Here is a 23,457-nt window from a genome sequence, read left to right as displayed (position 1 = left end):
CTTCATTCAGACATGAACAACGTCCGGAGCGGCGGTCGAGACCGCCGCTCCGGACGTTACTAGACGCTGTTAGCTACGCGGCTTCTCGCGCAGTTCGAACGCCTCGACGACATCGCCGAGCTTGATGTCGTTGAAGTTGGCCACGGTCAGACCACACTCGAAGCCCTCGCGGACCTCGGACGCGTCGTCCTTGAACCGCTTGAGTGACGACAGGTCGCCGTTCTCGACCACGACTGTTCCGTCGCGGATGACCCGCACCTTGGCGTTCCGCTTGATGACTCCGCTGGTGACCCAGCAACCGGCGATGTTGCCGACCTTGGACGAGCGGAAGACCTCGCGGATCTCAGCCGTTCCGAGCTTGAACTCCTCGTAGATCGGCTTGAGCATGCCCTTGAGAGCAGCCTCGATGTCGTCGATCGCCGAGTAGATGACCGAGTAGTACCGGACATCCACGCCCTCGCGGTCGGCGAGGTCGCCGGCCTTGCCGGCCGGCCGGACGTTGAAGCCGATGATGACGGCGTTCGACGCGATGGCCAGGTTGACGTCGTTCTCGTTGATCGCACCGACACCGCGGTCGATGACGCGGAGGTTGACCTCGTCGCCGACCTCGATCCGCACCAGGGCGTCCTCGAGTGCTTCCACCGAACCGGACACGTCACCCTTGAGGATGAGCAGGAGCTCCTGGCTCTCGCCCTTCTCCATGGAGGCCATGAAGTCCTCGAGCGTACGGCGCGCGCGGCGCTTGGCGTTCGAGGCGGCACGGGCTCGCGCTTCACGCTTCTCGGCGATCTGGCGGGCCATCCGGTCGTCGTCGACAACGAGGAAGTTGTCGCCGGCGCCCGGTACGCCGGACAGGCCCTGAACCAGGACCGGCCGCGACGGCAGTGCTTCCTTCACGTTGTTGCCGTGCTCGTCGAGCATCGCCCGGACCCGGCCGTACGCCGGACCCGCGACCATCGAGTCGCCGACCCGCAGCGTGCCGCGCTGGACCAGCACGGTCGCGACGGGGCCACGGCCCTTGTCCAGGTGCGCCTCGATCGACAGACCCTGCGCCGGCTGATCCGGGTTGGCCCGCAGATCCAGCGACGCGTCGGCCGTCAGGATGACGCCCTCGAGCAGTCCGTCGATGTTGATCCGCGCCTTCGCGGAGACATCGATGAACATGGTGTCGCCGCCGTACTCCTCGGGCACCAGGCCGTACTCGGTCAGCTGACCGCGCACCTTGACCGGGTCCGCGTTCGGCACGTCGATCTTGTTCACCGCGACCACGATCGGGACGTTCGCCGCCCGGGCGTGGTTGAGTGCCTCGATCGTCTGCGGCATCACGCCGTCGTCGGCCGCGACCACCAGGATGACGATGTCGGTGGCCTGCGCACCACGAGCACGCATGGCGGTGAACGCCTCGTGACCCGGGGTGTCGACGAAGGTGATGGCGCGCTCGGTGCCGTCGACCTCGGTGGTGACCTGGTAGGCACCGATGTGCTGGGTGATGCCACCGGCTTCCTTGGCCACGACGTTCGCGTGCCGGATCGCGTCCAGCAGCTTCGTCTTACCGTGGTCGACGTGACCCATCACGGTCACGACCGGCGGACGGGCCGCCAGGTCGGCGTCGCCGCCGTCGTTGGTACCGAAGTCGATGTCGAACGACTCGAGCAGCTCGCGGTCCTCGTCCTCGGGCGAGACCAGCTGGACGTCGTACTCCAGCTCGGTGCCGAGCACCTGCAGCGTCTCCTCGTTCACGGACTCGGTCGCGGTCACCATCTCACCGAGGTGGAACAGGACCTGGACCAGCGAGGCCGGATCGATACCGACCTTCTCGCCGAAGTCCGTCAGCGAAGCGCCACGAGCCAGCTTCACGACCTCGCCGTTACCGTGCTTGACCCGCACGCCGCCGACGGCCGGAGCCTGCATGTTGTCGAATTCCTGGCGCTTGGCGCGCTTGGACTTGCGACCACGACGGGCCGGACCACCCGGACGCCCGAAGGCACCCTGTGTTCCGCCCCGGCCCCGGTTGCCCGGGCCTGGACGACCGCCACCGCCACCACCGGGGGGACCGCTGGGGCCACCACCCGGACGGAAGCCGCCGCCGCCACCGCCACCGCCGCCTGGACGCGCACCCGCGCCAGGTCCACCGGAACCGCCGCCGGGACGGCCACGGCCGCCACCACCGGCACCCGCGCCACCACCGCCGCCGCCCGGACCGGACGGACGGCCGGTGAAGGTGCCGGCTGAAGACTTCGGCATCATCGCCGGGTTCGGACGCGGTGCGCCCGGCACGCCGCCGGACGGACGCGGCCGGTCGGTACCACCGGTACGGGCCTGTGGCGGCCGCGGCGGCATTCCGGCCGGGCTGTTACCAGCCGGAGCCGGGGCCGCCGGAGCGCCACCCGGACCCGGACGCGCGCCACCGCGCTGCATGCCCTGGGTCGAACTGAAGGGGTTGTTGCCCGGACGCGGAGCGCCCGGACGGCCACCCTGGCCGCCGTCGCGCCCACCCGGAGCACCCGGACGGGGCGATCCACCGGGACGAGGCGCACCCGGACGGGGCGCGTTGCCACCCGGCCGCGGAGCGTTGCCCGGGGTACCCGGACGCGGTGCCGGGCGAGCCGGCGCGGAGTCCGCCGCCGGACGCGGGGCCGCCTCGGTCTCGGCTGCCGAAGCTGCCGGAGCCGCTGGGGTCTCCACTACCGGAGTCTCGGCGACCTTGGCCGCGGGCGCCTCGAAAGCAGGCTGCGCGACCTTGGCCGGAGCCTCTACCACCGGAACCTCCGCGGCCGGGGCCGGAGTGGCCTCGACGCGCGGACCCGGCTTCGGGCCAGGACGCGGACCCGGACGGGCCGGCGACGGCGCGGACGATCCCGCGGCCGGGGCCGTCGGGGCCGGGGCGGCCTTCTCGGTGATCGTCGGCTCGGTCGTGACCGGAGCCGGCACGGCCTGGGCGGCCGGCGCGGTGCGCTCGGTCTCCACTGCCGGGGCCGGCGTCGCCGGAGCAGGCTCGGAAGCCTTGTCCGCCGTGGTGACCGGAGCGGTCGCCTGCGGCGCCGCTGATGTACTGGCGGCGGCATTCTTGGCCGCGCGCTTCTTCGGCGGGTTCTTCTCGAACTCCTCCGCCAACCGTCGTACGACGGGTGCCTCGATCGTCGAGGACGCCGATCGGACGAACTCTCCCATGTCGTTCAGCCTGGTCAGAACGACCTTGCTGGTAACTCCGAGCTCTTTCGCGAGCTCGTAGACCCGGACCTTTGCCACTACTCTCCCTCTGGTCCGAGCCTGGGGGCCGCGGACCGTTAGTTGACGTACATGCTCATCGCATTGCACTCATCGCTGTGTATCCATCACTTTTGGACACTCATCGAGTAGTCATGAGTCGATGACCCGCCTTCATGTCGTCGCGACGGTCCCTGTGGGACCACCGCGGGCGGCCCTGGTGGCCGCACTTCTTGTAACCGGTACAGCTTTCTAACTGGTGACGCTGTCCTGCCGCTCGACGTGCTCCCGCACGAGTGAGGTGTCCAGCGGGCCCGGGACCTTGAAGGCCCGCGGGAACGCTTTTCGCCGCTCCGCGAGGTCGAGACATCCGGTCGCCGGGTGCAGGTGCGCCCCACGGCCGGGTGCCCGCCGACCGGGATCCGGGAGGACATGTCCTCCGGACTCCGTCAGCCGCAGCAAATCGGTCGGACTGGCTCGTTTCCGGCACCCGATGCAGGTGCGCTCCCGAACCTTCTCAGGGCGCGCGTCCGCGGTTTGGATCACTGTTCCTCAGGGTGTGGTGACGACTCAGTCGACCGACCGAGAGATCAGTCTACCTTCTCGTCCTCACGAGTCACATCCGTATCCGGCCGGATGTCGATCCGCCAGCCCGTCAGCCGGGCCGCGAGGCGGGCATTCTGCCCTTCCTTGCCGATCGCCAGCGAGAGCTGGTAGTCGGGCACCACCACCCGCGCGGCGCGCGCCGCGGCGTCCACGACCTCGACAGAGGTGACCTGCGCGGGCGACAGCGCGTTCCCGACGAAGGTCGCCGGGTCGTCGCTGTGGTCGATGATGTCGATCTTCTCGCCATGCAGCTCGTGCATGATGTTGCGGACCCGCTGGCCCATCGGGCCGATGCAGGCGCCCTTGCCGTTCACCGACGGGTTCAGCGTCCGGACCGCGATCTTGGTCCGGTGCCCCGCCTCGCGCGCGATCGCGGTGATCTCGACGGTGCCGTCGGCGATCTCCGGTACTTCGAGCGCGAACAGCTTCTTGACCAGGTTCGGGTGCGTCCGGGAGACGGTGATCTGGGGGCCCTTGAAGCCCTTCCGGACCCCGACCACGTAGACGCGCAGCCGGGAACCGTGCTCGTACTTCTCCCCCGGCACCTGCTCCGGTGCCGGCAGTACGGCCTCGATCTTGCCGAGGTCGACCATCACCGAGCGCGGGTCGCGGCCCTGCTGGACGATCCCGGACAGGATGTCGCCCTCCTTGCCGGCGAACTCGCCGTACCGGACGTCGTCCTCGGCGTCGCGCAGCCGCTGCAGGATGACCTGCTTGGCGGTGGTCGCCGCGATCCGGCCGAAGTCGGCGGGCGTGTCCTCGAACTCGCGCGCCACCGTGCCGTCCTCGGCGAGCTCCTTGGCGTACACCGTGACGTGCCCGCTCTTGCGGTCCAGCTCGACCCGGGCCTGGTGCTGCGCGCCCTCGGTCCGGTGGTAGGCGACCAGCAGCGCCTGCTCGATCGCCTCCACGACGATCTCGAACGCGATGTCCTTTTCGCGTTCGAGCGACCGCAGGACGGCCATGTCGATATCCATCAGTTCTCCTCCACCGTGCCGTCAGCGGCAGGTTCGTCGTTGCCGGCTGGCCGGTTGAACTCGATCTGGACCTTGGCCTTCTCCACGTCCGCGAACGCGATCGTCCGGGTCTGTCCCCGGACGTCGAGCTCGGCGGTGTCGTCGGTGACGGAGGTGATCCGCCCGGTCACCTTGTGACCGCCGACCAGCGTGACGGCGACCATCCGGGTGACGTTGCGGCGCCAGTGCCGGGCCAATGTGAGTGGCCGGTCCACGCCCGGGCTGGAAACCTCCAGCGTGTAGGCGCCGTTGCCCATCACCTCGTCGGCGTCCAGGGCCTTGGAGATCGCCCGGGTCACCTCGGCGACGTCGTCCAGGTTGATGCCACCGTCGCGGTCCACCAGGACCCGCAGCTGCCGTCGTTTCCCGAACGGCGAAACGTCGGCTTCCTCCAGGTCGCAACCGAACTGCTCGACGATCGGCCGCAGGAAGTTCTCGAGGCTCGTAGGGTCCGTGTGGTCAGTCTTTCGGCTCACAGGTAGACCTGCCTCTCTCCAGTTGTGTCACCCATAGCTGTGTCACCCGTTGCGCCCCCGGCGATCGCGCCGAGGGCAGTAGCCCACCTTATCCGGCCCGCCGAGTGGATCAGCCATGCGCCTCCATCCGGGATATCGTTCGGCGGTGCAGACCGAGCCCTCTCGACCGTCGCGCCGTGCCGTTCTCAGGAGTGCTGCCGTCGTGGCCGCTTCCGCGACCCTGCTCACCGGCTGCGAGGACGCGAAAGACAAAAGCGGTACGCCGGGCGTCACCGAGGGACCGGGCGGCAGCACCCCACCAGCCCCCAGCACGGACCCGGTCATCGTTGCGGCGCTGACAGCGGCGGCCACGCAGGTCGAGCAGTTGTCGCTTCGCTACAGCGCGGTCAGCCAGGCTTTTCCGAAGCTGCGCACCCAACTGGAGATCGGCGTGAAGATCCACGCTGCCCAGTCGGCCGAGCTCAAGAAGGTCGGGGGCTTCGAGCCACCCCAGCCCGGCAAACTGCCCGCGTTGCCGAAGGACGCCACCACCGCACTGGCAGACCTGGCCGGTCGCGAGCAGAAGTTGTCGGTCAGCCATGCCACCGCGGCTGCGAAGGTGTCCGGCGAAGCTGCCCGGCTGCTCGCGATGCTGGCGGCCGCCGAGAGCCAGCTCGCCGCCACGCTGACGGTCATGGGCAAGAAAAAGGTGGCGTCGAGTTGACCGAGATCGAGGCGCTGCAGGCTGCGATCGCCGGCGAGCACGCCGCCCTGTACGGCGTGGGCGTGGCCGGCGGCAAGCTCTCCGGGTCGCGGTTCGCCCAGGCCACGGCTTCCTTCGAGGAGCACCGCAGACGCCGGGACCAACTGTCGGACCTGCTGGTCCAGGCCGGCGAGACCCCGGCGGCGGCCGAACCGGCGTACGACCTTCCCCAGCCTGTCACCAACGCGGCGACTGCCACGGCGCTGGTGCTGCTGATCGAGCGCAGGCTGTCGGTGGTCTACGCCGATCTGGTCGAGGCCGCCGAGAAGGAGCCGATCCGGACAGTCGCGGTCCAGGCCCTGATCGCCACTTCCCGTGCCCAGCTCACCTGGGGCGGCACTCCGCAGGCCTTCCCAGGTCAGAGCTGACCCTGATCCGGGCCAGACCAGTTGCGTTCCGCAACTGATCGGATACTCAACGCGCACAAAAACGTGTCATAACGAAGGATTTCCGGTCCGGTTACGGGTGATCTGGAATTCGTTGCGTACTCCCCTTTACTCGGAGCGCTACCTTCCCTATATTTTCGGCCACGGAGACTGGGGGGTCGCCGGGTAATCACCAACGCTGCAAGAACTTCTGGTCCCGATGGTGGTCGGAGCCATAGCGGCGTGCGGTGCTGATCCATGGCTGAATCAAAGCGTCTGACCGTGCCTTCATTGCATTTTCAAACAACTTCTTGAGCCGCGTCGCGGATCGGCTACGGAGGGTAGCGAAGCATGCGTACATTCGACCTGATCACCGGCGAAAGCCTGTTTGTGAAAGATCTCCGGGTAGTTCGCTGGGAGCAATACGAACTCGGCGGGCAAATGCCGTTCCAGGCAATGTGGTACAGCGTTCCGCCCGGTTCGGAGAGCCCGATCGACCAGCACCCGGAGCTCGAGCTGTCGATCGTTGTGGCGGGTACGGCGCACGTCCTGGTGGGCGATGCCGTGCACGAGATCAAGCACGGTGACGCGTTCCTGCTCAGCAGCACCGAGGCGCACGTCGTACAGAACCGGTCGGACGACGAACTGCTGACGGTCTTCAGCGCGTACTGGATGCCGGTCGCCGAAGAAAGACCGATCGAAGCAGTGACGGCCGACCATGCCTGAGCCGGCCGGGCCCGACCAAGACGCACCTGAGCCAGGCCTCGAGCCGATCACGGTGATCACCTACCCGCAGCCGACCGTCAACGGTCCGCTGCATGTCGGGCACCTCGCCGGTCCCTACCTCGCCGCCGACATCGCAGCCCGCGCGGCCAGGGCGCGTGGCGAACAGGTGGCGGTCACGACCGGCCTGGACGTCCACCAGAACTACGTGCTGACCCGGGCCGAACGCGAGGGCGTAGACGTCGGCGTGATGACGGCGGATTTCCGCGCGGACATCAAGGAGACCTACGAGCTGGGCCGGATCGGCTACGACCGGTTCAGCGATCCGCTCACCGACGAGCACGCGCCGATCATCCGGCAACTGATGAATCACCTGGTCGCCAGCGGGGCAACGCCGATGCGCGAGGTCACGCTGCACGCCTGCCGGGACTGCGCGCGGACCCTGCACGAGTCGTATCTGGTCGGCCTCTGCCGTAGCTGCAAAGCACCTGGCGCGGGTGGGGCCTGCGAGCAGTGCGGGGCCTTCACCTACGTCGACAGCATGATCGATCCGGTCTGCGGCCGGTGCGGCGGCGAGCCACGGCCCTTCCAGGCGACAGTCCCGGTACTCCGGATGGAGGACCACCGCGAGGCGATGACGGAGATGTGGCTGCGGGCCGAACTCCCGCCCAAGGTCCGTGCCCTGATCGGCCGGCAACTAGCCGGCCAACTGCCCGAGATCGCGCTGGCCTACCCGACGAACTGGGGCATCGAGGGCGACTCCGCCCTGACCGGCTTGCGGATCGGCCCGTACACCGAGGTCGCCCTGACCGATCTCTACAACGTCGCCAAAGCGGTCGACCCGGCCGCCGCCGATCTGCCCGGATACCTGGTCGCACTCGGCCGGGTGGAAAGCCTCTGGCACTTCCTCGGCCTCGACAACGCGTACTGGTACGCCGTGTACTGGCAGGCGATCTGGGCGGCCGCCGGGGTGAATCCATTACCCCTTTCCGGCCTGGTCGTGAACGAGTTCTACCTGCTCGACGGAAGCAAGTTCTCGACCAGCCGGAATCACCTGGTGCCGGCGAATGAAATGCTCCGCACCGAAGACCCGGCAATGGTCCGGCTTTACCTGGCGTGGGACCGTCCGGACCGATATCAGACCGACTTCAGCTGGAAAGCGTTCCGCGCATTCGCGGAGCGGGTGGGCCCATTGCTGGACGGGACCCGGGTCTGTTCGGAGGCATTCCATCCGGCACTGGCAGAGATAGAGCTGGCCAGGGCCGAGGACGCGCTCCGGCTGTCCGGTTTCGACCCGGCGCTGGCGGTCCGGATCATGATCGACCTGCTCGCCGGCGGCGTCCGGGACACCGGCTCGTTGCGCGCGGTCCTGACCGGGACAGGCGAGTAGGGCGATGCGGATCTGCGTGATCGGGGCCGGTATCGCGGGCGCCCTGCTCGCCCGGCGGCTGACCGAGTATCCGGACGTCGAGGTCGACCTCGTCACCGGCGTACCGGGAACGGACGCCACGGCGGCGTCCGGTGGCGGCGTCCGGGGCTTCGAGACTCACCCGGAGCAGCGGCGACTGGCTGTCGAGAGTCTGGCCGAGCTGTTCGAGACCCCTGACCTGCTGGAGCAGGTCGGGTACGTCGAGACGGGCTGCACCTATCTACTCAAGCCGTACGCCGGGCTGGAGCAGGCAGTCAACGACGTGGAACACCTGCACCCGGGCTCCACCGAGATCATCGACGGGGCCGCACTGCGGAGCCGTGGCTGGCAGGGCCTGCCGGAGGGCACGGTCGGCGTACTGGAGAAGCGGGCCGGTTTCATTCGGCCTGACCAGTTGCGCTCGCTGGTTATCGAGCAGCTCGCTCGCGGCGCGCACAGCCACGTCGTACCGGGCCCTGTGCTCGGTCTGGTCCCCCACCCCGACGGCTCGGTCAGCTGCCGCACCCCTGGCGACAGCAACCGGTACGACCTGGTCGTGGTGGCCGCGGGACCGTGGACGCCGGGACTGCTCGCGGGCAACGCGTTGCCGGCCGAGCCGTACCGGACCAAGGCGATCCAGGTCGCCGTGTACGACGTGGACGGCGCCCTGCCGACCATGTTCATCGACGAGACCAGCGATCTGTACGGGCGTCCGACCGCCGACGGAGGGCTCCTCCTCGGCATCGACACCCACCGCTGGTCGGTACCACCCGGCAGTACTGATCCGCTTCCGGACCTGGCCGCAGAGGCCGTCCGGATCGCGGGTGAACGACTGCCGCACCTACGGCTGCTGGAGACCAGGAACTCGGCCTCCAACGCCGACTGTTATGCCGATCCGCCCGTACTGACGCTCTGGTCGGTACTCGGCAGCACACATCGGCTCTTCACTTTCACCGGTGGGTCCGGCGGCAGCGTGAAAACCGCGCTGGCCGCAAGCCGGACGGCAGCGAGCGACCTGCTCGGGCCGCTCGTCACCGGAGAAAACACGCGCACCACCACTTCGCGGACGGAGAACAAGCGCATGACCATCACGGAACGAGGCAACGGCCACCCGCCCAGGTACCACACGATCGGTATCGGAGCCGGTCCGTCCAACCTGTCGCTGGCGGCCCTGTACAAGGGCGTCACCACCGAGAAGCTCGCCCTGTTCGATTCCCGCCCGGTAGCCGGCTGGCACACGCCACTGCTCTACCCCGGGGTCCGGATGCAGACCGGCTGGATGAAGGACCTGGTCTCGCTGGTCGATCCACGGCACGAACTGACGTTCCTGAACTACCTGGTCACCTCCGGGCGGCTCTACGCGCTGATCAACTCCCAGTTCGACGCCCTGCCCCGGATCGAGTACGAGCGCTACCTGGCCTGGGCCACCGAGCGGCTCGGCGTGGTCAACTTCGACTGCCGGGTGGACTCGATCTCGATCACCGACGACGGCTTCGAGGTCTGCGTCGACGGCACTCCGGTAGCGCAGTCGGAGCACCTCGTACTCGGTCTCGGCACCCGGCCGGTCTGGCCGGAGTACGTCCGCGGCCTGGATCGCGAGCAGGCCTTCATCGCCGACGAGCTCGGTGTCCGGCTGCCCGGCCTCGAAGCGTCCAAGGCCGAGCCGATCGCGGTGGTCGGCGGCGGCCAGACCGGTCTGGAGTGTGTACTGCGGCTGCTCGGCTCGGGCTTCACCGACATCCGCTGGCTCGGCCGGAACCAGTGGTTCCGCAGTATCGACGACTCCCCGATGGCGAACGAGCTGTACCGGCCGTCGCACATCCAGTTCCTGCAGGGTCTGAACCGCGGCAAGCGCCGCGAGATGATCGTGGACTCCCGCTACTCCGGCGACGCGATCACCCCGGGCGGTCTGCGAGCGCTCTACCAGGGCAACTACGACGGCCTGCTGACGCTCGGCCGGTTCCCGGTCACGCTGCTGCCCGGCCGCGACGTCACCTCGGCGGAACAACTTGCCGACGGCAACATCCGGCTGCGGTGCACGACTCCGGAGATGCCCGAGGAGCACGAGGTACGGCACCTGGTGGTCGCCGCCGGCCGCGAGCACGTCCAGGCGCCGTTCGACGACGACCTGCGGGAGCGGATCGACTACGACGACGACGGCGAGATGCTGGTCGAGCCGGACTACTCGATCCGCTGGAAGGGCATGAACGGGCACCGGATCTTCTCGTTCAACGCGAGCCGGTACAGCCACGGCCTGACGAATGCGGGCCTGACGCAACTACCGGTCCGGGCCGCGATCGTGCTCAACTCCATGTTCGACCGGGAGATCTACCCGATCTCCGACGAGCTCTGCGCGGTGAAGTGGTGAGTGCCGCCGTTCCGGAGGCGAACCCGCCGGATGTCGACGGGGTCTGGTTCCAGCTGGTCCCCGACGAAGCCGGCGCGAATACGCCGTACGGGCAGTATCACCGCGACGGCGACCTGATCTGGGCCGAGTTCTACGCCGGTGGATCGTTGCGCAGCGGGCGGCTGGTCGGCCACCTGCAGTCCGACGGCTCGATCGAGGCCGCCTACTGCCTGCTGACGGCGGCCCGGTGACCTGGTCAGCGGCGAGTGCCACAGCATCCCGGCGTACGACATCCGCGGCAACATCCGGATCGCCGACCATTTCCGCCGCAACGACGGCAGCACGGGGGTCTCGTACATCGAGCAGATCCCGGCACCAATCCGGGAGGTCTGAGATGACTGACGAACCGATCGACCGACCGCACCTGCTGGTGGTGGCGACCGGGATGCGCCTGTTCCGCGAGTACATCCTGCGATCCATCGCCCCGCAGTACCGGATCCACATGTTCCTGCACTCGGAACCGTCGTGGGAGAAGGAGTACATCGACGGCTGGACCGTGCTGGAGAGCACGCTCGACGCCGAGGCGCTGGTCGTCGCGGCGAAGAAGCTTCACGCGGACCAGCCGATCGACGGTGTGCTCTGCTGGGACGAGGCCCGCATCCTGCAGACCGCCCACGTGGCCGAAACGCTCGGCCTCCCGGGCGGCGACGTTGACATGGTCAACCGCTGCCGGGACAAACACCTCACCCGTACTGCGCTCGCCGAGCGAGGCGTCCCACAGCCGCAGTCGATCCTGGTCGACACCGTGGACGAGGCGCTCGTCACGGCCGACAAGCTCGGCTACCCGGTGATCCTGAAGCCGCGCGCGCTGGCCGCCAGCCTCGGTGTGGTCAAGGTGAACTCGGCCGAGGAGCTGAAGGACAACTGGGAGTTCGCGCACGACACGACCGTGCCCGAGGCGCCGCACTACGACGTCAAGGTGCTGGTCGAGGAGTTCGCCGACGGGTACGAGATCAGCATCGACTCGGCGATCTTCCACGGCCAGGTGACGCCGTTCTGCCTGGCCCGCAAGGAGCTCGGCTACCCGCCGTACGCGGAGGAGGTCGGGCACTTCGTCGACGCGGCCGATCCCTTGCTCGCCGACCACGAGCTGATGAAGGTGCTGGTCGACGCGCATGCCGCGATCGGGTTCAGCGACGGCGTCACGCACACAGAGATCATGATCACGGCCGACGGGCCGAAGGTGATCGAGATCAACGCCCGGATCGGCGGCGACATGATCCCGTACCTCGGTCTGCAGGCGACCGGGGCCGACCCGGGGCTCGCGGCCGCGGCGGTGGCGTGCGGCCGGACCCCGGAGCTGGTGCCGGATCGCGCGATGGTCGGTGGCGTCCGCTTCTTCTACGTGGACGAGAACGACACCGTGCTGGACTCGGTCGCGTTCGACGAGGCCGGTCTGCCCGCGACCATCGACCAACTCGTCGTACTGATGGAGCCGGGGACGACCACCAGTCCCCCGCCGGAAGGCACGCTCTGGGGACGGATCGCTTATGTGACCGCGGTGGCGACCTCGCTGGACGACTGCCGGGCCGGACTGGACGCCGCCGAGAAGGCACTGAGCTGGTCAGGGCATCAGAAGGAGTCGTCGTCATGACCGCAGCCTCTGCCCCTTCGGCTGAGAGCACGGGCATCTGGTCGACGATCCGGGAAGCGCCACTGCCGGTGAAGGCGCTGCTCGTCGGCGTCTTCGTGAACAAGCTCGGCTGGTTCCTGCAGGTCTTCCTGGTGCTGTTCCTGACCACCTCGAAGGGATTCAGCGAGGTCCAGGCCGGTACGGCGCTGGGCATCTACGGCGGCGGCTCGGTGATCGGCCTGATCATCGGCGGCTCACTGTCGGACAAGGTCGGGCCGCGAGCCGCGGTGATGATCAGCATGTTCGGCATGGCGGGCTTCGTCCTCGCGATCGCCTACGTGCCCAACTACGCGACCGTGCTTGTGGTGGTCGCGCTGGCCGGCGCGGTCGGGCAGTTCTACCGGCCGGCTTCGGCTGCCCTGCTGACCGAGCTGACACCGAAGAATCGTCAGGTGATGATCTTCGCGGTCTACCGGCTGGCGATGAACCTCGGTACGACGGCAGCTCCGCTGATCGGTGCGGCCCTGGTCGCGATCTCGTGGAACCTGCTGTTCATCGGTGAAGCCCTTGCGGCGCTGGCGTACGCGGCAGTGGCGATCATCGCGCTGCCTGGACGCAAGACGGCGGAGGTCGCGGACACGGTCGACGACTCGGTCGCGGCCGAGCCGAAGGGCGGGTACCTCGCAGTACTGCGCGACTACAAGTACGTGCTGTTCCTGGCGTGCATGTTCATCAACGCGGCGATCTACATGCAGTACCTGGCGGTCCTTCCGCTGCACATGAAGTCGGAAGGCTTTTCCACCTGGTGGTTCAGTGCGGTCGTCGCGTTGAACGGCTTCATCGTGATCACCTGCGAGTTGCTGGTCACCAAGGTGGTCCAGCACTGGCCGGCCCGGATCGTCGCGATCATCGGTTTCGTCCTGCTCGGTGGCGGACTCGCGTTCTACGCCCTGCCGGGCGGCATCGCGATCTTCGTGATCGGCACGCTGTTGTGGACGCTGGCGGAGATCATCGCCGGGCCGACCATGTTCGCCTACCCGGGCATGGCCGCAGCAGAACGCCCGAAACTGCTCGGCCGGTACGTCGGATCCGCGCATGCCATGTTCGGCCTCGGTTCCGCGCTGGGACCTTTTCTCGGTGTGTGGGTCTGGAACAACGCCGGTACCCGGGTCTGGGTCTGGTGCGGCGTGGCCGGCGCGATCGGCATCGTCTTCGCGTACTTCGGGATGTCCAGCGGAGCAGCCACAGCCGCAGAGGAACCAGCAGTGGACATCACCCCGGCCAGCGAGCCGTTGCCGAGCGAGAGCTCGTAGGAGGACCTCATGTCGAACTACACGATCATCGTGGACCCGTTGTCCACGGGGCAGGAATATCCGGCAGCCTTCAAGGAGGCCGGGCAGGTGCCGGTCGCAGTACTGAGTGGCCTGGAACCACCACCGGCCTACACGACCAGCTGGCACCCGGACGACTTCGAGCACGTGCACTATTTCACCGGTGACGTCGAGGCACTGGCTTCGGAGTTGCGGGTCTACTCGCCGGAGTACTTGGTGGCGGGGGCGGAGAGTGGGGTCGAGCTCTGTGACCAGCTCACCGAGATTTTGGTGCCCGGCACCGGCAACGTTCCTTCGCTGGCCTCAGCGCGGCGCGACAAGTGGCAGATGGCCCAGGCGCTTTCTGCCGCAGGTGTTCCGCGGCTCCGGCAGTTCCTGACGTCGGACCCGGCCGAGGCCGAGACCTGGCTGAAGGAGAACGACCTGCTCGGCAAACGGCTGGTGATCAAGCCGCCGAAGAGCGCCGCCGGCGACGAGGTCTACATCGTCTTCGAAGGCGGCAACTGGCGGGAACGCTTCGACCAGGTACTCGGCCGGACCAACAAGATGGGTCTCACCAACGACGCGGTCCTGATCCAGGAGTATGCCGACGGTACCGAGTATCTGGTCGACAGCTATTCGGTTGACGGGGTGCACTCGCTCGTCGACGTCTGCCGCTACACGAAGGTGAGTCGCGGCGACAAGATCGGCATCTATCACCGGATCGACTTCCTCGCGGCGGACGACCCCGAAGTACTGGCGTTGTGGCCTTATACGCAGCAGGTATTGGATGCCGTTGGTATTCGCGTCGGCTGTGGTCACTCCGAGGTGATGATGACGGCCGATGGGCCCCGGCTGATCGAGGTCGCGGCCCGGCCGGCCGGTGGTGGTCACCAGATGGTCAGCGAGTTGGCTACCGGGGACAACCACATCAAGCGGACGGTCGCGCATCGGGTGCGGGGTGAGGTGCGAGACAGCTTCGATCTGGTGCAACACCTGCGCGGCATCTTCATCTCCGCCGTACGGGAAGGCTACTTCCGCAACCGCGAGGTCTTCGCCGACGTCGAGTCGCTGAAATCCTTCCACTGGATGAAGATCCTGCACGAAGAGGACGCGATCGTCCCCGAAACGGTCGACCTCTTCACCTGCCTGGCCTGGGTGATCCTCATCCACAGCGACGCAGCCACCCTCGACGACGACTACCAACGAGTCCTCGAAATGGAGGCCGCAATAGTCATCGACACCCCCTGATCCGTCCCGGGCACGGACGTTCCCCCGAACGTCCGTGCCCGGGGTGTACTACGACCCGCTTCGCGGAAGCCTCCGATCGCCGCGACCGAGTTGGCGCGGACCGCCAGCACTCACCAAACCGCCCACCGTCAGGCGGCCGGGTCCTCTCAGGCGGGAGATCCGCCGCCGTACAGTGCTTGGTGAGTGCTGGCGGTGCGGCCCACCGCTATGCGTCACAACGGGCGCAGGTGCTCGATCGTGACGTGGTGCTGCTCGGCTAGTCGCTGAGCGATCAGCGAGCGGTGGCAAGCCTCGGGGTCGCGTTCGACGCAGGAGCAGCGCTGCAGTTCCACTGCTCGTCAGCGCCGACACGATCGGTGTGAGGTCGGCGCGGTCGAGGATCTCCGTGGTGTAGCGGCGGGTGAATTCGGCCGCAAGCTCGCGACGCGTGCGCTTGCCGACGCCCTGGCGGTCGTCCTCGACGTACTGGACCTCGCGCAACTCAGTGGTCGGGGCGAGTTCCGGGTGGTGTTCATAGGCGATCCCCGCATCGGCGAGCGCCGACTGCAGCCGGCGGGAGTTAGCCCAGGCGTACTCCGATCCGCGCACGCCCCGGCGCTGGCGTATGTCGAGCAGCAGGCGGACGTCGGCGTCCCGCAGCGCCTGCAGGAACGAGTCGGGGTCGCAGTCGTAGACGCCGATCGTCACCATCCTCAGCACCGGAGATCACCTGTCTGCCTGCTGCTCGGGCGCATCATGCGACGGCTGTGCCCTCGAGTTCGACCATCAGGGTGGGGATCGCCAGCCGGGTCACCCCGAGCATCGTGCTGGTCGGGGCCACTCCGGCGGCGCCCAAGCGTGAGGCCGGTACGCCATAGTGCTGGAAGAGTAGATCGACGTCGGTGGTGTAGACGTTGAGCCGGACGAGGTTCGCGAGGGACATGCCTGCCTCGCCGAGGATGGCCTCCAGGTTGTCTAGGCTCAGCGCCAACTGGGCCGCCATGTCACCGTCATGCTCGGGCTTGCCCTCGCCGTTCATCGCGGTCTGGCCGGCGCAGTACAGGGTCCGGGTCTGGCCGGAGACGATCTCGCCCTGGTTGTAGCCCAGCTCCACCGACCACGTCCACGGGTTGACCGTCGTTCGCTCCATTGCCACAGCAAGCTCCATCCGATTCGTCGACAAGTACATACATCCATCGGCTTGGTAGCCGCTCCTCGCGAACAGCCTGCCAACGAATCACGACACCCTGTGTCGTGTATTCCAGTAGAGTTTTCGTATGCGCGCCGACCGGTTGGTCTCGCTGGTACTGCTGTTGCGCCAGCGCGGTCAGCTGTCCTCGGACACCCTGGCCCGCGAGCTGGAGGTGTCCACCCGCACCGTGCTGCGCGACATAGAAGCGTTGTCCGCAGCCGGCGTCCCGGTTTACGCCGAACGCGGCCGGCACGGCGGGTTCGCATTGCTGCCCGGATTCCAGACAGAGCTCACCGGTCTGAACCATGACGAGGCGCTCGCGCTGCTGGTTGCCGGATCGCGGCGCGGTGCGCAGGCGTTCGGCCTCGGCTCGGCGCTCGCTTCGGCCATGCTCAAGGTGGTCGACGCACTCCCCGAAGGCAATCGGGACACCGCGGCCGGCGCGGTGCAGCGACTGCTCATCGACCCGGAGACTGACCTCCTCTCGCGCCGCGTCGTCGCCGACGAGGCACCCAGCGCCGTAGTGGCCCAGGTCCGGAGCGCAGTCTTCGCCGGACACAAGCTGCGGATCCACTACGCGGCTGTGGACCAGACCCCGAAGTGGCGCACGGTGGACCCGATCGGCCTGGTCATCGTTCGCGACCAGGGCTATTTGCTGGCCACGAGATCTGGCGAGGACCGGACGTACCGATTGTCGCGGGTACTGGCGGCCGAGGAACTTGACGAACCCGCGCAGCGACCGGACCAGGTCGATCTGGATAGGGCCTGGCAGGAACGCAGTACGCGGTTCCGGGCCGGCGACGACCAGGTCGCCGTGCTCGTACGACTGAACCCGGCGCGACGGGAAGACCTGATGGGTACTGCGCTGGCCGTCCGCTCCGAGGAGGTCGACGCAGACGGCTGGCTGCGGATGGAGGTGACCTTCCAGGACTCACGGCACGCCGAATGGGCGCTATGGCAGCTCGCCACGAGCGCAGAAGCCCTGGCCCCGCAATGGTTGCGCACCTCCCTGCGCAACCGCGCTGCCGAGATCGCCACCCGCTACGAAGCCTCGTCCTGAGAGCCGCCGCACGGCGGAGCGCGGTAGACAGCTCCTACCGCGATGAGCACGGAGGCTTCCTCACCTCAGGCTTGGGCCCGAGGTGAGGAAGTAGTACTAGCGGCGGCGGCGCCAGGGACCGGTGACGGCGTAGGTGATACCTGGCGTGTAGACGTTGAAGAACATGGTGCGGCCGTCGGCGGAGAAGCCGGCGCCCGCCAGTTCGCCGTACTCCGGGTCTTCGGGGGTCCCGTTGTTGACCCGGTTGCGGCGAATTTGAAGACCTGGCCGTCCTCGGTGGTGCCGAGGATGTGCTGTTCGCCGAGACCGTCCTCGCACATCATCAGCCCGCCGTACGGCGACATGGTGATGTTGTCAGGGGCATCGAACTCGGGGTCGTCCGAGCCGGGCTTCGGCCGGGTGAAGATGACCATCTGCTTCAGCGTCTTCTCGCGCGGGTCGAAGCGCCAGACCTGGCCGTCGTGGTCGACCTTCGGGCCGAGTTCGGTGCGCGCGAACGACGACACGAAGTACACGCAGCGGTCCAACTGGCCCCACCAGCAGCCTTCGAGTTTGTAACCGCCTCGTGCTGGAACCTGCCCATCGCCGTCAGCGGGTCGGGTGATTGTTGCGGCGGTCGTCGTACGGGTCGACCTCGAAGATGAAGCCGTGATCCTTGGTGTAGCCGCTGTCGCCGGCCCTGAGCTCGGTTTCCGCGCGACCACCTTGATCGTCGCGGTCGGGCTGCACTCGTGGTTGCGGACCAGGCGGTTACCGCCATGGCGGTCGGGGAAGGTGCCCATCCCGTCGAACCGGGACGGCGTCTGCAGACCGTCAGGACGAACGACGCCCTCCCTGGAGACAATCTTGTAGCTGAATCCATGCGGCAGGTCGAGCATGCCGGCCGGGTCGGGGATCATCGGGCCGTAGCCGACCTTCGGACCGGACGTACCGAGCGCCGGCTCCGCTGTGAAGAGGGCCTCGACGGAACCCACCACGCTGACTGCGACCCCAGCAGCGGCAGCACGGCAAGAGAACGAGTGTCAGAAACCGCCCGTACTGCGGGTTGGTGCCTAGAGCGAGCGGACCCAGTTGGAGAGGAGTTCTGCGCCGGCATCGCCGGACTTCTCGGGGTGGAACTGGGTTGCGGTGAGGGGGCCGTTCTCGACTGCTGCGACGAAGCGGTCCGAGCCGTAGGTCGTCCAGGTGACGGCCGGGGTCACCGAGGCGCGGGTCTCGACCAGTTCCCATTCGCGGACGCCGTACGAGTGGACGAAGTAGAAGCGTTCCTTCTCGATGCCGTCGAAGAGCGCGCTCCCCGACGGCACGTCCACCGTGTTCCAGCCCATGTGCGGGACCGGCTCGCCGCCCGCGGGCTGGAGCCGCTCGACGACACCAGGCCATTGGTCGCAGCCTTCGGTCTCGACGCCGTGCTCGATTCCGCGGGAGAACAGAATCTGCATGCCCACGCAGATCCCGAGCACCGGGCGGCTGGCGGTGAGCCTGCGATCGACGATGACGTCGCCTCGGACGGCGCGCAGACCCGTCATACAGGCCTCGAAAGCGCCGACGCCCGGCACCAGCAGGCCGTCGGCGTTCACGGCCTCGTCGAAGGACGACGTGACCGTCACGTCGGCGCCGACGCGTTGCAGGGCGCGCTCCCCCGAGCGGATGTTGCCGGAGCCGTAGTCGAGCAGGACGACCTTCGGGCTCACAGAGCGCCCTTGGTCGACGGGATGCCCGGCTGACGCGGATCCAGCTCGGCCGCGTCCCGCAGCGCCCGCGCGAAGGCCTTGAACTGCGCCTCGACGATGTGGTGCGGGTCGCGCCCGGACAGCACCCGGATGTGGATGCAGATGGCCGCGTTGAACGCGAGCGTCTCGAAGACGTGCTGGGTCAGCGATCCGGCGTAGTCGCCACCGATGATCGCGTACACCTGGCCGTCGGGCTCGCCGGTGTGCACGCAGTACGGACGGCCGGACAGGTCGACCGTGCAGTGCACGAGCGCCTCGTCCAGCGGCACGGTCGCGTCGCCGAAGCGCCGGATGCCGCGCTTGTCGCCGAGCGCCTCCTTCAGTGCCTGGCCGATGCCGATCGCAGTGTCCTCGACGGTGTGGTGCGCGTCGATCTCGAGATCGCCGACCGTGTTCACGTGCAGGTCCAGCAGCGCGTGCTTGGCCAGCGCGTTCAGCATGTGGTCGTAGAAGCCGACGCCGGTGGTGATGTCGGCGCGGCCGGTGCCGTCCAGGTCGAGCTCGACGAGCACCTTCGACTCGCTCGTCTCCCGATCGATCCGGGCTGTCCTGCTCATGAAACCCTTCCTGCCTCTGTCTTGAGTACCTTCTCCAGCGACGCCCGGAACGCGGCCATCTCAGCGCCGGTGCCGATCGACACCCGCAGCCAGCCGTCCGGTCCGGTCTCCCGGATCAGCACACCGTCGTCCAGCAGCGACTGCCAGACCGCGTGCCGGTCGGCGAAGGTGCCGAACAGCACGAAGTTCGCGTCGGAATCGACCGCGCGCAAACCCTGCGCCCGCAGCCATTCCACCGTCTCGTCCCGCTCCACCCGGAGCTGGTCGACCCGGCCGAGCAGCTCGTCCGAGTGCCGCAGCGCCGCCCGCGCGACCGCCTGGGTCACCGCGGACAGGTGATACGGCAGCCGCACGATCCGCAACGCGTCCACCAATTGCTTGCTAGCGGCAAGATAACCGACGCGCCCGCCGGCCAGGGCGAACGCCTTCGACATCGTCCGGGCGACCGCCAGATTCCCGTACGACGGCAGCAACGTGACCGCGCTCGGCGTACCGGCCCGGCGGAACTCCGCATACGCCTCGTCCACCACCAGGACCGAACCGATCGCCTTCGTCCGGGCGGCCACCGCCTCCACCAGGTCGATCGGCAACGCCGTACCGGTCGGGTTGTTCGGCGATGCGAGCAGTACTACGGACGGCCGGTGCCGCGAGATCGCGGCGAGCGCCTTGCTCGGGTCGAGCGTGAAGTCGTGCGACCGGCGCCCGACGACCCAGCCGGTGTTCGTGTCCCGCGCGTACTCCGGGTACATCGAGTAGGTGGGCGCGAACGACAACGCGGTACGGCCTGGTCCCCCGAACGCCTGCAGCAGGTGCAGCATCACCTCGTTGGAGCCGTTGGCCGCCCACACCTGCTCGGCGACCAGTCGCGCTCCGGACTCACGGCCCAGGTACGCCGCGAGGTCGGCGCGCAGGGCGAGGAACTCGCGGTCCGGGTAGCGGTTGAGCCCGCGTGCTGCCTCGGCCACCGACGCGGTGATGTCCGCGACGGTCGCCTCGCTCGGCGGGTACGGGTTCTCGTTGACGTTGAGGAGGATCGGTACGTCGAGTTGCGGCGCGCCGTACGGCTCGAAGCTCTTCAGCTCGTCCCGGATCGGCAACCCGTCGAAGTCAGCCATTGGCCGGCTCCGAGGTCGCGGCCGGCGCTTCTGGGAAGCGGGCGGTGACGGCGGCGGCGTGACCCGGCAGGTCCTCCGCGTGCGCGAGGTTCACGACGTGCTGGGCGACCTCGGCGAGCGCCTGCCGGCTGTAGTTGATCACGTGCACAGCCTTCAGGAAGCTACGGACAGAAAGACCGGACGAGTGGCACGCGCAACCGGCCGTGGGCAGGACGTGGTTCGACCCCGCGCAGTAGTCGCCCAGCGAGACCGGCGACCAACCGCCGACGAAGATCGCGCCGGCGTTGCTGATCAACGCGGCCCGCTCCTCGGCATCGACCGTCTGGATCTCCAGGTGCTCGGCGGCGTACGCGTCCACCACAGCAGTGCCCTGATCAAGATCATCGACCAGTACTACGGCCGACTGCTGCCCGCCGAGTGCTTCCTCGACCCGCTCCCGGTGCTTGGTCTTCGCGACCTGCTTCGGCAACTCGGCCTCGACGGCTGTCGCCAGCGCCTCGCTCGGAGTCACCAGCACGCTGGCAGCCATCGGGTCGTGCTCGGCCTGGCTGATCAGGTCGGCCGCGACGTGAGCGGCGTCCGCGGTGTCATCAGCCAGTACGGCGATCTCGGTCGGGCCGGCCTCGGAGTCGATCCCGACCTCGCTCTGCACGAACCGCTTGGCCGCGACCACGTAGATGTTGCCCGGACCGGTGATCAGGTTGACCTTGCGGCAGCCCTCGAAGCCGTACGCGAACCCGGCGATCGCCTGCGAGCCGCCCATCGCGTACACCTCCTCGATCCCGAGCATCGCGCAGACGGCGAGCACAGTCGGGTGCGGAAGGCCCCCGAAGTCCTTTTGCGGCGGCGAGGCAACAGCAAGCGACTGGACGCCGGCCACCTGCGCCGGTACGACGTTCATCACGACGCTGGAGGCGAGCGGCGCACGCCCACCCGGCACGTACAGCCCGACGCGCTGCACCGGCACCAGCCGTTGCGTGACGCGACCACCCGGCGCCGGCTCCGACACGACATCGGCACCGCGCTCGTCCTCGCTCACCTCGCGAACCCGGCGGATCGATTCCTCGAACGCCGACCGCACGGCCGGGTCGAGCTCCTCCAGCGCGGTCTTCAGCGCCTCGGCCGGGACCCGCAGGTCTTCCACCCGCACATGGTCGAACTTCTCGCCGTACTCCTTGATCGCTTCCAGACCCCGATGACGGACGTCCAGGCAGATCGGTCGGACGACGTCGAGGGCGGCCTCGACGTCCAGTAGGGCTCGGGGGACTAGCTCGTGGACGGCTTGGAGGTCGAGAACCTCTCCGGCTGCCACTCGGCCCCGCAGGTCGACGCGGCGAATCATGGGCCCCAGTCTAGTGGTCGCCCCCGCGCTCCCCCGCGCGCCGTCTACTGCGCGGACCACGGCTCTCTGCTGTTGCCATTAGGCTCGCTGTATGGATTCCCGCCTGCCCCTCCTCACCGTCGATACGGTGATCTTTCCCGGGCTGGTGCTTCCCATCCCCGTGACCGACGTCCAGGGCCGCGCGGTGATCCGCGACCTGGTCGAGAACGGCGGCGAACTCGTCTGCGGCGCGGTCGCGGTACGGGACGGCTACGAGCTCGGCGACCGGGTCTTCCGCTCGCTCTACGGCACCGGCTGCGCCGCGACCATCTCCGAGATCACCCTGGACGCCGACGACGACGGCCCGGTCGAGATCACCCTGACCGGCAACCGCCGCTTCAAGGTCGCCGAGCTGGACACCGAGGGCGACTACCTGGTCGCCGACGTCGAGTGGCTCGCCGAGGAGCCGGGCGACGACCCCCTCGGTACGGCGAACATCGCGGTCCAGCGCTTCCGCCGGTACGCCGCGGCCATCACCGACATCAGCCAGCCCGGCCTGCACATCGGCGCCTTGCCGGACGACCCGAGCACCCTGTCGTACCTGATGTCGGCCGCCATGACCCTGATGACGCCCGACCGCCAGAAGCTCCTGGAAGCCGAAGACACCACCACGCGGTTGGCCCAACTGGTCGGCCTGCTGGACACGGAGATGGCTGCGATAAAGGCGCTCCCGTCCATCCCGGCCATAGACCTGGCCTGGTCCGACATGTCGCCCAACTAGCCCGGTGAACGAGGGTTTGGGGTGAATCCCGTAGTGGTATGGTTTTGGTATGAGTAAGCAGATCACTGTGCGGTTGCCGGATGAGTTGGTGGAGTTCATGGACCAGCTCGTCGGGGACAACAAGGCTGCGAGCCGGGCGTCGGTGGTCGCTCGGGCGATGGAGCGTGAGCGGCGCCGGGAGTTGGCCGCACGTGATCTGGCGATTCTCAGCGAGCACGGGGACTACCCCGATCTAGAGGGTCTCGCCGACGCCGCTGCCGGGACAGCCTTGTCGGATCTCGAGCGACCAGCCGGTACGACGGTGCTCTCGGACCTCGACTGAATCGATGCGTCCCATCCACATCGCCCGGCTGGACAAGCCGCGGCCGGTGGTCGTACTCACTCGCGAACTGATCCGCCCGCGCCTCACCAACGTGACCGTCGCGCCGATCACCAGCACGATTCGCGGCCTGTCCACCGAGGTGCTGGTCGGCACCCGCAACGGGCTCGACCATCCCAGCGCGGTCAGCTGCGACAACATCCAGACCATCCCGAAGGTCCAGCTCGGCCGCCTGATCGGCTACCTCTTCCCCGACCAGGAACCAGCCCTGGCCGAGGCGATCACCCTCGCCTTCGACCTCGAAGCCGAGCAGTAG

The 23,457-nt window shown here is 68.1% G+C and carries 24 protein-coding genes; 13 read left to right on the top strand and 11 right to left on the bottom strand.

The window, feature by feature from the left end; translation table 11 throughout:
* Positions 1-69 precede the first annotated feature (69 nt).
* The 4 genes from infB to rimP form a co-directional block, all read right to left on the bottom strand.
* Entirely contained in the window at positions 70-3,249 is a 3,180-nt protein-coding gene (infB, locus tag F1D05_RS35285; protein ID WP_185444600.1) for a translation initiation factor IF-2, read from the bottom strand.
* A gap of 210 nt (positions 3,250-3,459) precedes the next feature.
* Complete coding sequence (locus F1D05_RS35280) at positions 3,460-3,753, bottom strand: YlxR family protein (RefSeq protein WP_185444599.1); 294 nt, start codon at positions 3,751-3,753, stop codon at positions 3,460-3,462.
* 44 nt (positions 3,754-3,797) lie between these two features.
* Entirely contained in the window at positions 3,798-4,790 is a 993-nt protein-coding gene (gene nusA / locus F1D05_RS35275; protein ID WP_185444598.1) for a transcription termination factor NusA, read from the bottom strand.
* Positions 4,790-5,305 (bottom strand): ribosome maturation factor RimP, encoded by a 516-nt coding sequence (gene rimP, locus F1D05_RS35270; RefSeq protein WP_185444597.1) that lies wholly within the window; start codon positions 5,303-5,305, stop codon positions 4,790-4,792. The genes nusA and rimP overlap by 1 nt, the downstream gene beginning before the upstream one ends.
* Before the next feature lie 202 nt (positions 5,306-5,507).
* On the opposite strand from rimP, the gene F1D05_RS35265 reads away from it, so the two are divergent.
* The 9 genes from F1D05_RS35265 (at position 5,508) to F1D05_RS35220 (ending at position 15,084) form a co-directional block, all read left to right on the top strand.
* Positions 5,508-6,008, top strand: a complete 501-nt coding sequence (locus F1D05_RS35265) for a cell division protein FtsK (protein ID WP_246486227.1) — start codon at positions 5,508-5,510, stop codon at positions 6,006-6,008.
* Positions 6,005-6,415: a ferritin-like domain-containing protein gene (locus F1D05_RS35260; RefSeq protein WP_185444595.1), complete on the top strand. Its 411-nt coding sequence runs from the start codon at positions 6,005-6,007 to the stop codon at positions 6,413-6,415. Before F1D05_RS35265 ends, F1D05_RS35260 begins: the two co-directional genes overlap by 4 nt.
* Positions 6,416-6,763: 348 nt before the next feature.
* On the top strand, positions 6,764-7,138 hold the full coding sequence (locus F1D05_RS35255) for a cupin domain-containing protein (protein ID WP_185444594.1): 375 nt from the start codon (positions 6,764-6,766) through the stop codon (positions 7,136-7,138).
* The gene (locus tag F1D05_RS35250) at positions 7,131-8,525 is read left to right on the top strand and encodes a class I tRNA ligase family protein (RefSeq protein WP_185444593.1); all 1,395 of its coding nucleotides are present in this window, start codon (positions 7,131-7,133) and stop codon (positions 8,523-8,525) included. The genes F1D05_RS35255 and F1D05_RS35250 overlap by 8 nt, the downstream gene beginning before the upstream one ends.
* Before the next feature lie 4 nt (positions 8,526-8,529).
* Complete coding sequence (locus F1D05_RS39290; RefSeq protein ID WP_206685967.1) at positions 8,530-10,911, top strand: FAD-dependent oxidoreductase; 2,382 nt, start codon at positions 8,530-8,532, stop codon at positions 10,909-10,911.
* Positions 10,908-11,141, top strand: a complete 234-nt coding sequence (locus tag F1D05_RS35235; RefSeq protein ID WP_185444592.1) for a hypothetical protein — start codon at positions 10,908-10,910, stop codon at positions 11,139-11,141. Before F1D05_RS39290 ends, F1D05_RS35235 begins: the two co-directional genes overlap by 4 nt.
* Positions 11,142-11,284: 143 nt before the next feature.
* On the top strand, positions 11,285-12,544 hold the full coding sequence (locus F1D05_RS35230; RefSeq protein ID WP_185444591.1) for an ATP-grasp domain-containing protein: 1,260 nt from the start codon (positions 11,285-11,287) through the stop codon (positions 12,542-12,544).
* The gene (locus tag F1D05_RS35225) at positions 12,541-13,836 is read left to right on the top strand and encodes an MFS transporter (protein WP_185444590.1); all 1,296 of its coding nucleotides are present in this window, start codon (positions 12,541-12,543) and stop codon (positions 13,834-13,836) included. The genes F1D05_RS35230 and F1D05_RS35225 overlap by 4 nt, the downstream gene beginning before the upstream one ends.
* 9 nt (positions 13,837-13,845) lie before the next feature.
* Positions 13,846-15,084, top strand: a complete 1,239-nt coding sequence (locus F1D05_RS35220; protein ID WP_185444589.1) for an ATP-grasp domain-containing protein — start codon at positions 13,846-13,848, stop codon at positions 15,082-15,084.
* 48 nt (positions 15,085-15,132) lie between these two features.
* Here F1D05_RS35220 and F1D05_RS35215 read toward each other — a convergent pair whose 3' ends face one another.
* Entirely contained in the window at positions 15,133-15,774 is a 642-nt protein-coding gene (locus F1D05_RS35215; protein WP_246486945.1) for a DUF488 domain-containing protein, read from the bottom strand.
* Between the two features lie 43 nt (positions 15,775-15,817).
* The gene (locus F1D05_RS35210; RefSeq protein WP_185449756.1) at positions 15,818-16,213 is read right to left on the bottom strand and encodes a RidA family protein; all 396 of its coding nucleotides are present in this window, start codon (positions 16,211-16,213) and stop codon (positions 15,818-15,820) included.
* Positions 16,214-16,340: 127 nt separating this feature from the next.
* Here F1D05_RS35210 and F1D05_RS35205 point away from each other — a divergent pair, with 127 nt between their 5' ends.
* Positions 16,341-17,315, top strand: a complete 975-nt coding sequence (locus tag F1D05_RS35205; protein ID WP_185444588.1) for a helix-turn-helix transcriptional regulator — start codon at positions 16,341-16,343, stop codon at positions 17,313-17,315.
* 65 nt (positions 17,316-17,380) lie between these two features.
* On the opposite strand, the gene F1D05_RS35200 is transcribed toward F1D05_RS35205, so the two are convergent.
* The 5 genes from F1D05_RS35200 to hisD all read right to left on the bottom strand — a co-directional run bounded on the left by F1D05_RS35200 (position 17,381) and on the right by hisD (position 22,062).
* Positions 17,381-18,289 carry an alkaline phosphatase PhoX gene (locus F1D05_RS35200; RefSeq protein WP_219732982.1) on the bottom strand — a complete coding sequence of 303 codons (909 nt, stop codon included), beginning with the start codon at positions 18,287-18,289 and terminating at the stop codon, positions 17,381-17,383.
* Between the two features lie 78 nt (positions 18,290-18,367).
* A complete protein-coding gene (hisH, locus tag F1D05_RS35195) occupies positions 18,368-19,009 on the bottom strand; it encodes an imidazole glycerol phosphate synthase subunit HisH (RefSeq protein ID WP_185444587.1) in 642 nt (213 codons plus the stop codon).
* Positions 19,006-19,605, bottom strand: coding sequence for an imidazoleglycerol-phosphate dehydratase HisB (hisB, locus tag F1D05_RS35190; RefSeq protein WP_185444586.1), 600 nt, complete (start codon positions 19,603-19,605; stop codon positions 19,006-19,008). Before hisB ends, hisH begins: the two co-directional genes overlap by 4 nt.
* Complete coding sequence (locus F1D05_RS35185) at positions 19,602-20,720, bottom strand: histidinol-phosphate transaminase (protein WP_185444585.1); 1,119 nt, start codon at positions 20,718-20,720, stop codon at positions 19,602-19,604. The genes hisB and F1D05_RS35185 overlap by 4 nt, the downstream gene beginning before the upstream one ends.
* The gene (gene hisD, locus F1D05_RS35180) at positions 20,713-22,062 is read right to left on the bottom strand and encodes a histidinol dehydrogenase (protein ID WP_185444584.1); all 1,350 of its coding nucleotides are present in this window, start codon (positions 22,060-22,062) and stop codon (positions 20,713-20,715) included. Before hisD ends, F1D05_RS35185 begins: the two co-directional genes overlap by 8 nt.
* A 91-nt stretch (positions 22,063-22,153) precedes the next feature.
* Here hisD and F1D05_RS35175 point away from each other — a divergent pair, with 91 nt between their 5' ends.
* From F1D05_RS35175 to F1D05_RS35165, 3 genes are read left to right on the top strand one after another with little or no spacing between them, the layout of a single operon-like run.
* A complete protein-coding gene (locus tag F1D05_RS35175) occupies positions 22,154-22,822 on the top strand; it encodes an LON peptidase substrate-binding domain-containing protein (protein WP_185444583.1) in 669 nt (222 codons plus the stop codon).
* A 49-nt stretch (positions 22,823-22,871) separates the two neighbouring features.
* Positions 22,872-23,144: a ribbon-helix-helix domain-containing protein gene (locus F1D05_RS35170; RefSeq protein ID WP_185444582.1), complete on the top strand. Its 273-nt coding sequence runs from the start codon at positions 22,872-22,874 to the stop codon at positions 23,142-23,144.
* Positions 23,145-23,148: 4 nt separating this feature from the next.
* Positions 23,149-23,457 carry a type II toxin-antitoxin system PemK/MazF family toxin gene (locus tag F1D05_RS35165; protein WP_185444581.1) on the top strand — a complete coding sequence of 103 codons (309 nt, stop codon included), beginning with the start codon at positions 23,149-23,151 and terminating at the stop codon, positions 23,455-23,457.

This window comes from Kribbella qitaiheensis (assembly GCF_014217565.1).
GTDB classification, from domain to species: Bacteria; Actinomycetota; Actinomycetes; order Propionibacteriales; family Kribbellaceae; genus Kribbella; species Kribbella qitaiheensis_A.
The sequence above is the reverse complement of the archived record's forward strand: the minus strand, read 5'-3'. Positions and strand labels throughout refer to the sequence as shown.

What these genes read in the sequence shown, in the direction of transcription:
- nusA (WP_185444598.1), bottom strand. Translation starts at nt 4,790, where the DNA reads ATGGATATCGACATGGCCGTCCTGCGGTCGCTCGAACGCGAAAAGGAC.
- F1D05_RS35255 (WP_185444594.1), top strand. Translation starts at nt 6,764, where the DNA reads ATGCGTACATTCGACCTGATCACCGGCGAAAGCCTGTTTGTGAAAGAT.
- F1D05_RS35250 (WP_185444593.1), top strand. Translation starts at nt 7,131, where the DNA reads ATGCCTGAGCCGGCCGGGCCCGACCAAGACGCACCTGAGCCAGGCCTC.
- F1D05_RS39290 (WP_206685967.1), top strand. Translation starts at nt 8,530, where the DNA reads ATGCGGATCTGCGTGATCGGGGCCGGTATCGCGGGCGCCCTGCTCGCC.
- F1D05_RS35230 (WP_185444591.1), top strand. Translation starts at nt 11,285, where the DNA reads ATGACTGACGAACCGATCGACCGACCGCACCTGCTGGTGGTGGCGACC.
- F1D05_RS35225 (WP_185444590.1), top strand. Translation starts at nt 12,541, where the DNA reads ATGACCGCAGCCTCTGCCCCTTCGGCTGAGAGCACGGGCATCTGGTCG.
- F1D05_RS35220 (WP_185444589.1), top strand. Translation starts at nt 13,846, where the DNA reads ATGTCGAACTACACGATCATCGTGGACCCGTTGTCCACGGGGCAGGAA.
- F1D05_RS35215 (WP_246486945.1), bottom strand. Translation starts at nt 15,774, where the DNA reads ATGGTGACGATCGGCGTCTACGACTGCGACCCCGACTCGTTCCTGCAG.
- F1D05_RS35210 (WP_185449756.1), bottom strand. Translation starts at nt 16,213, where the DNA reads ATGGAGCGAACGACGGTCAACCCGTGGACGTGGTCGGTGGAGCTGGGC.
- F1D05_RS35205 (WP_185444588.1), top strand. Translation starts at nt 16,341, where the DNA reads ATGCGCGCCGACCGGTTGGTCTCGCTGGTACTGCTGTTGCGCCAGCGC.
- hisB (WP_185444586.1), bottom strand. Translation starts at nt 19,605, where the DNA reads ATGAGCAGGACAGCCCGGATCGATCGGGAGACGAGCGAGTCGAAGGTG.
- F1D05_RS35185 (WP_185444585.1), bottom strand. Translation starts at nt 20,720, where the DNA reads ATGGCTGACTTCGACGGGTTGCCGATCCGGGACGAGCTGAAGAGCTTC.
- hisD (WP_185444584.1), bottom strand. Translation starts at nt 22,062, where the DNA reads ATGATTCGCCGCGTCGACCTGCGGGGCCGAGTGGCAGCCGGAGAGGTT.
- F1D05_RS35175 (WP_185444583.1), top strand. Translation starts at nt 22,154, where the DNA reads ATGGATTCCCGCCTGCCCCTCCTCACCGTCGATACGGTGATCTTTCCC.
- F1D05_RS35170 (WP_185444582.1), top strand. Translation starts at nt 22,872, where the DNA reads ATGAGTAAGCAGATCACTGTGCGGTTGCCGGATGAGTTGGTGGAGTTC.
- F1D05_RS35165 (WP_185444581.1), top strand. Translation starts at nt 23,149, where the DNA reads ATGCGTCCCATCCACATCGCCCGGCTGGACAAGCCGCGGCCGGTGGTC.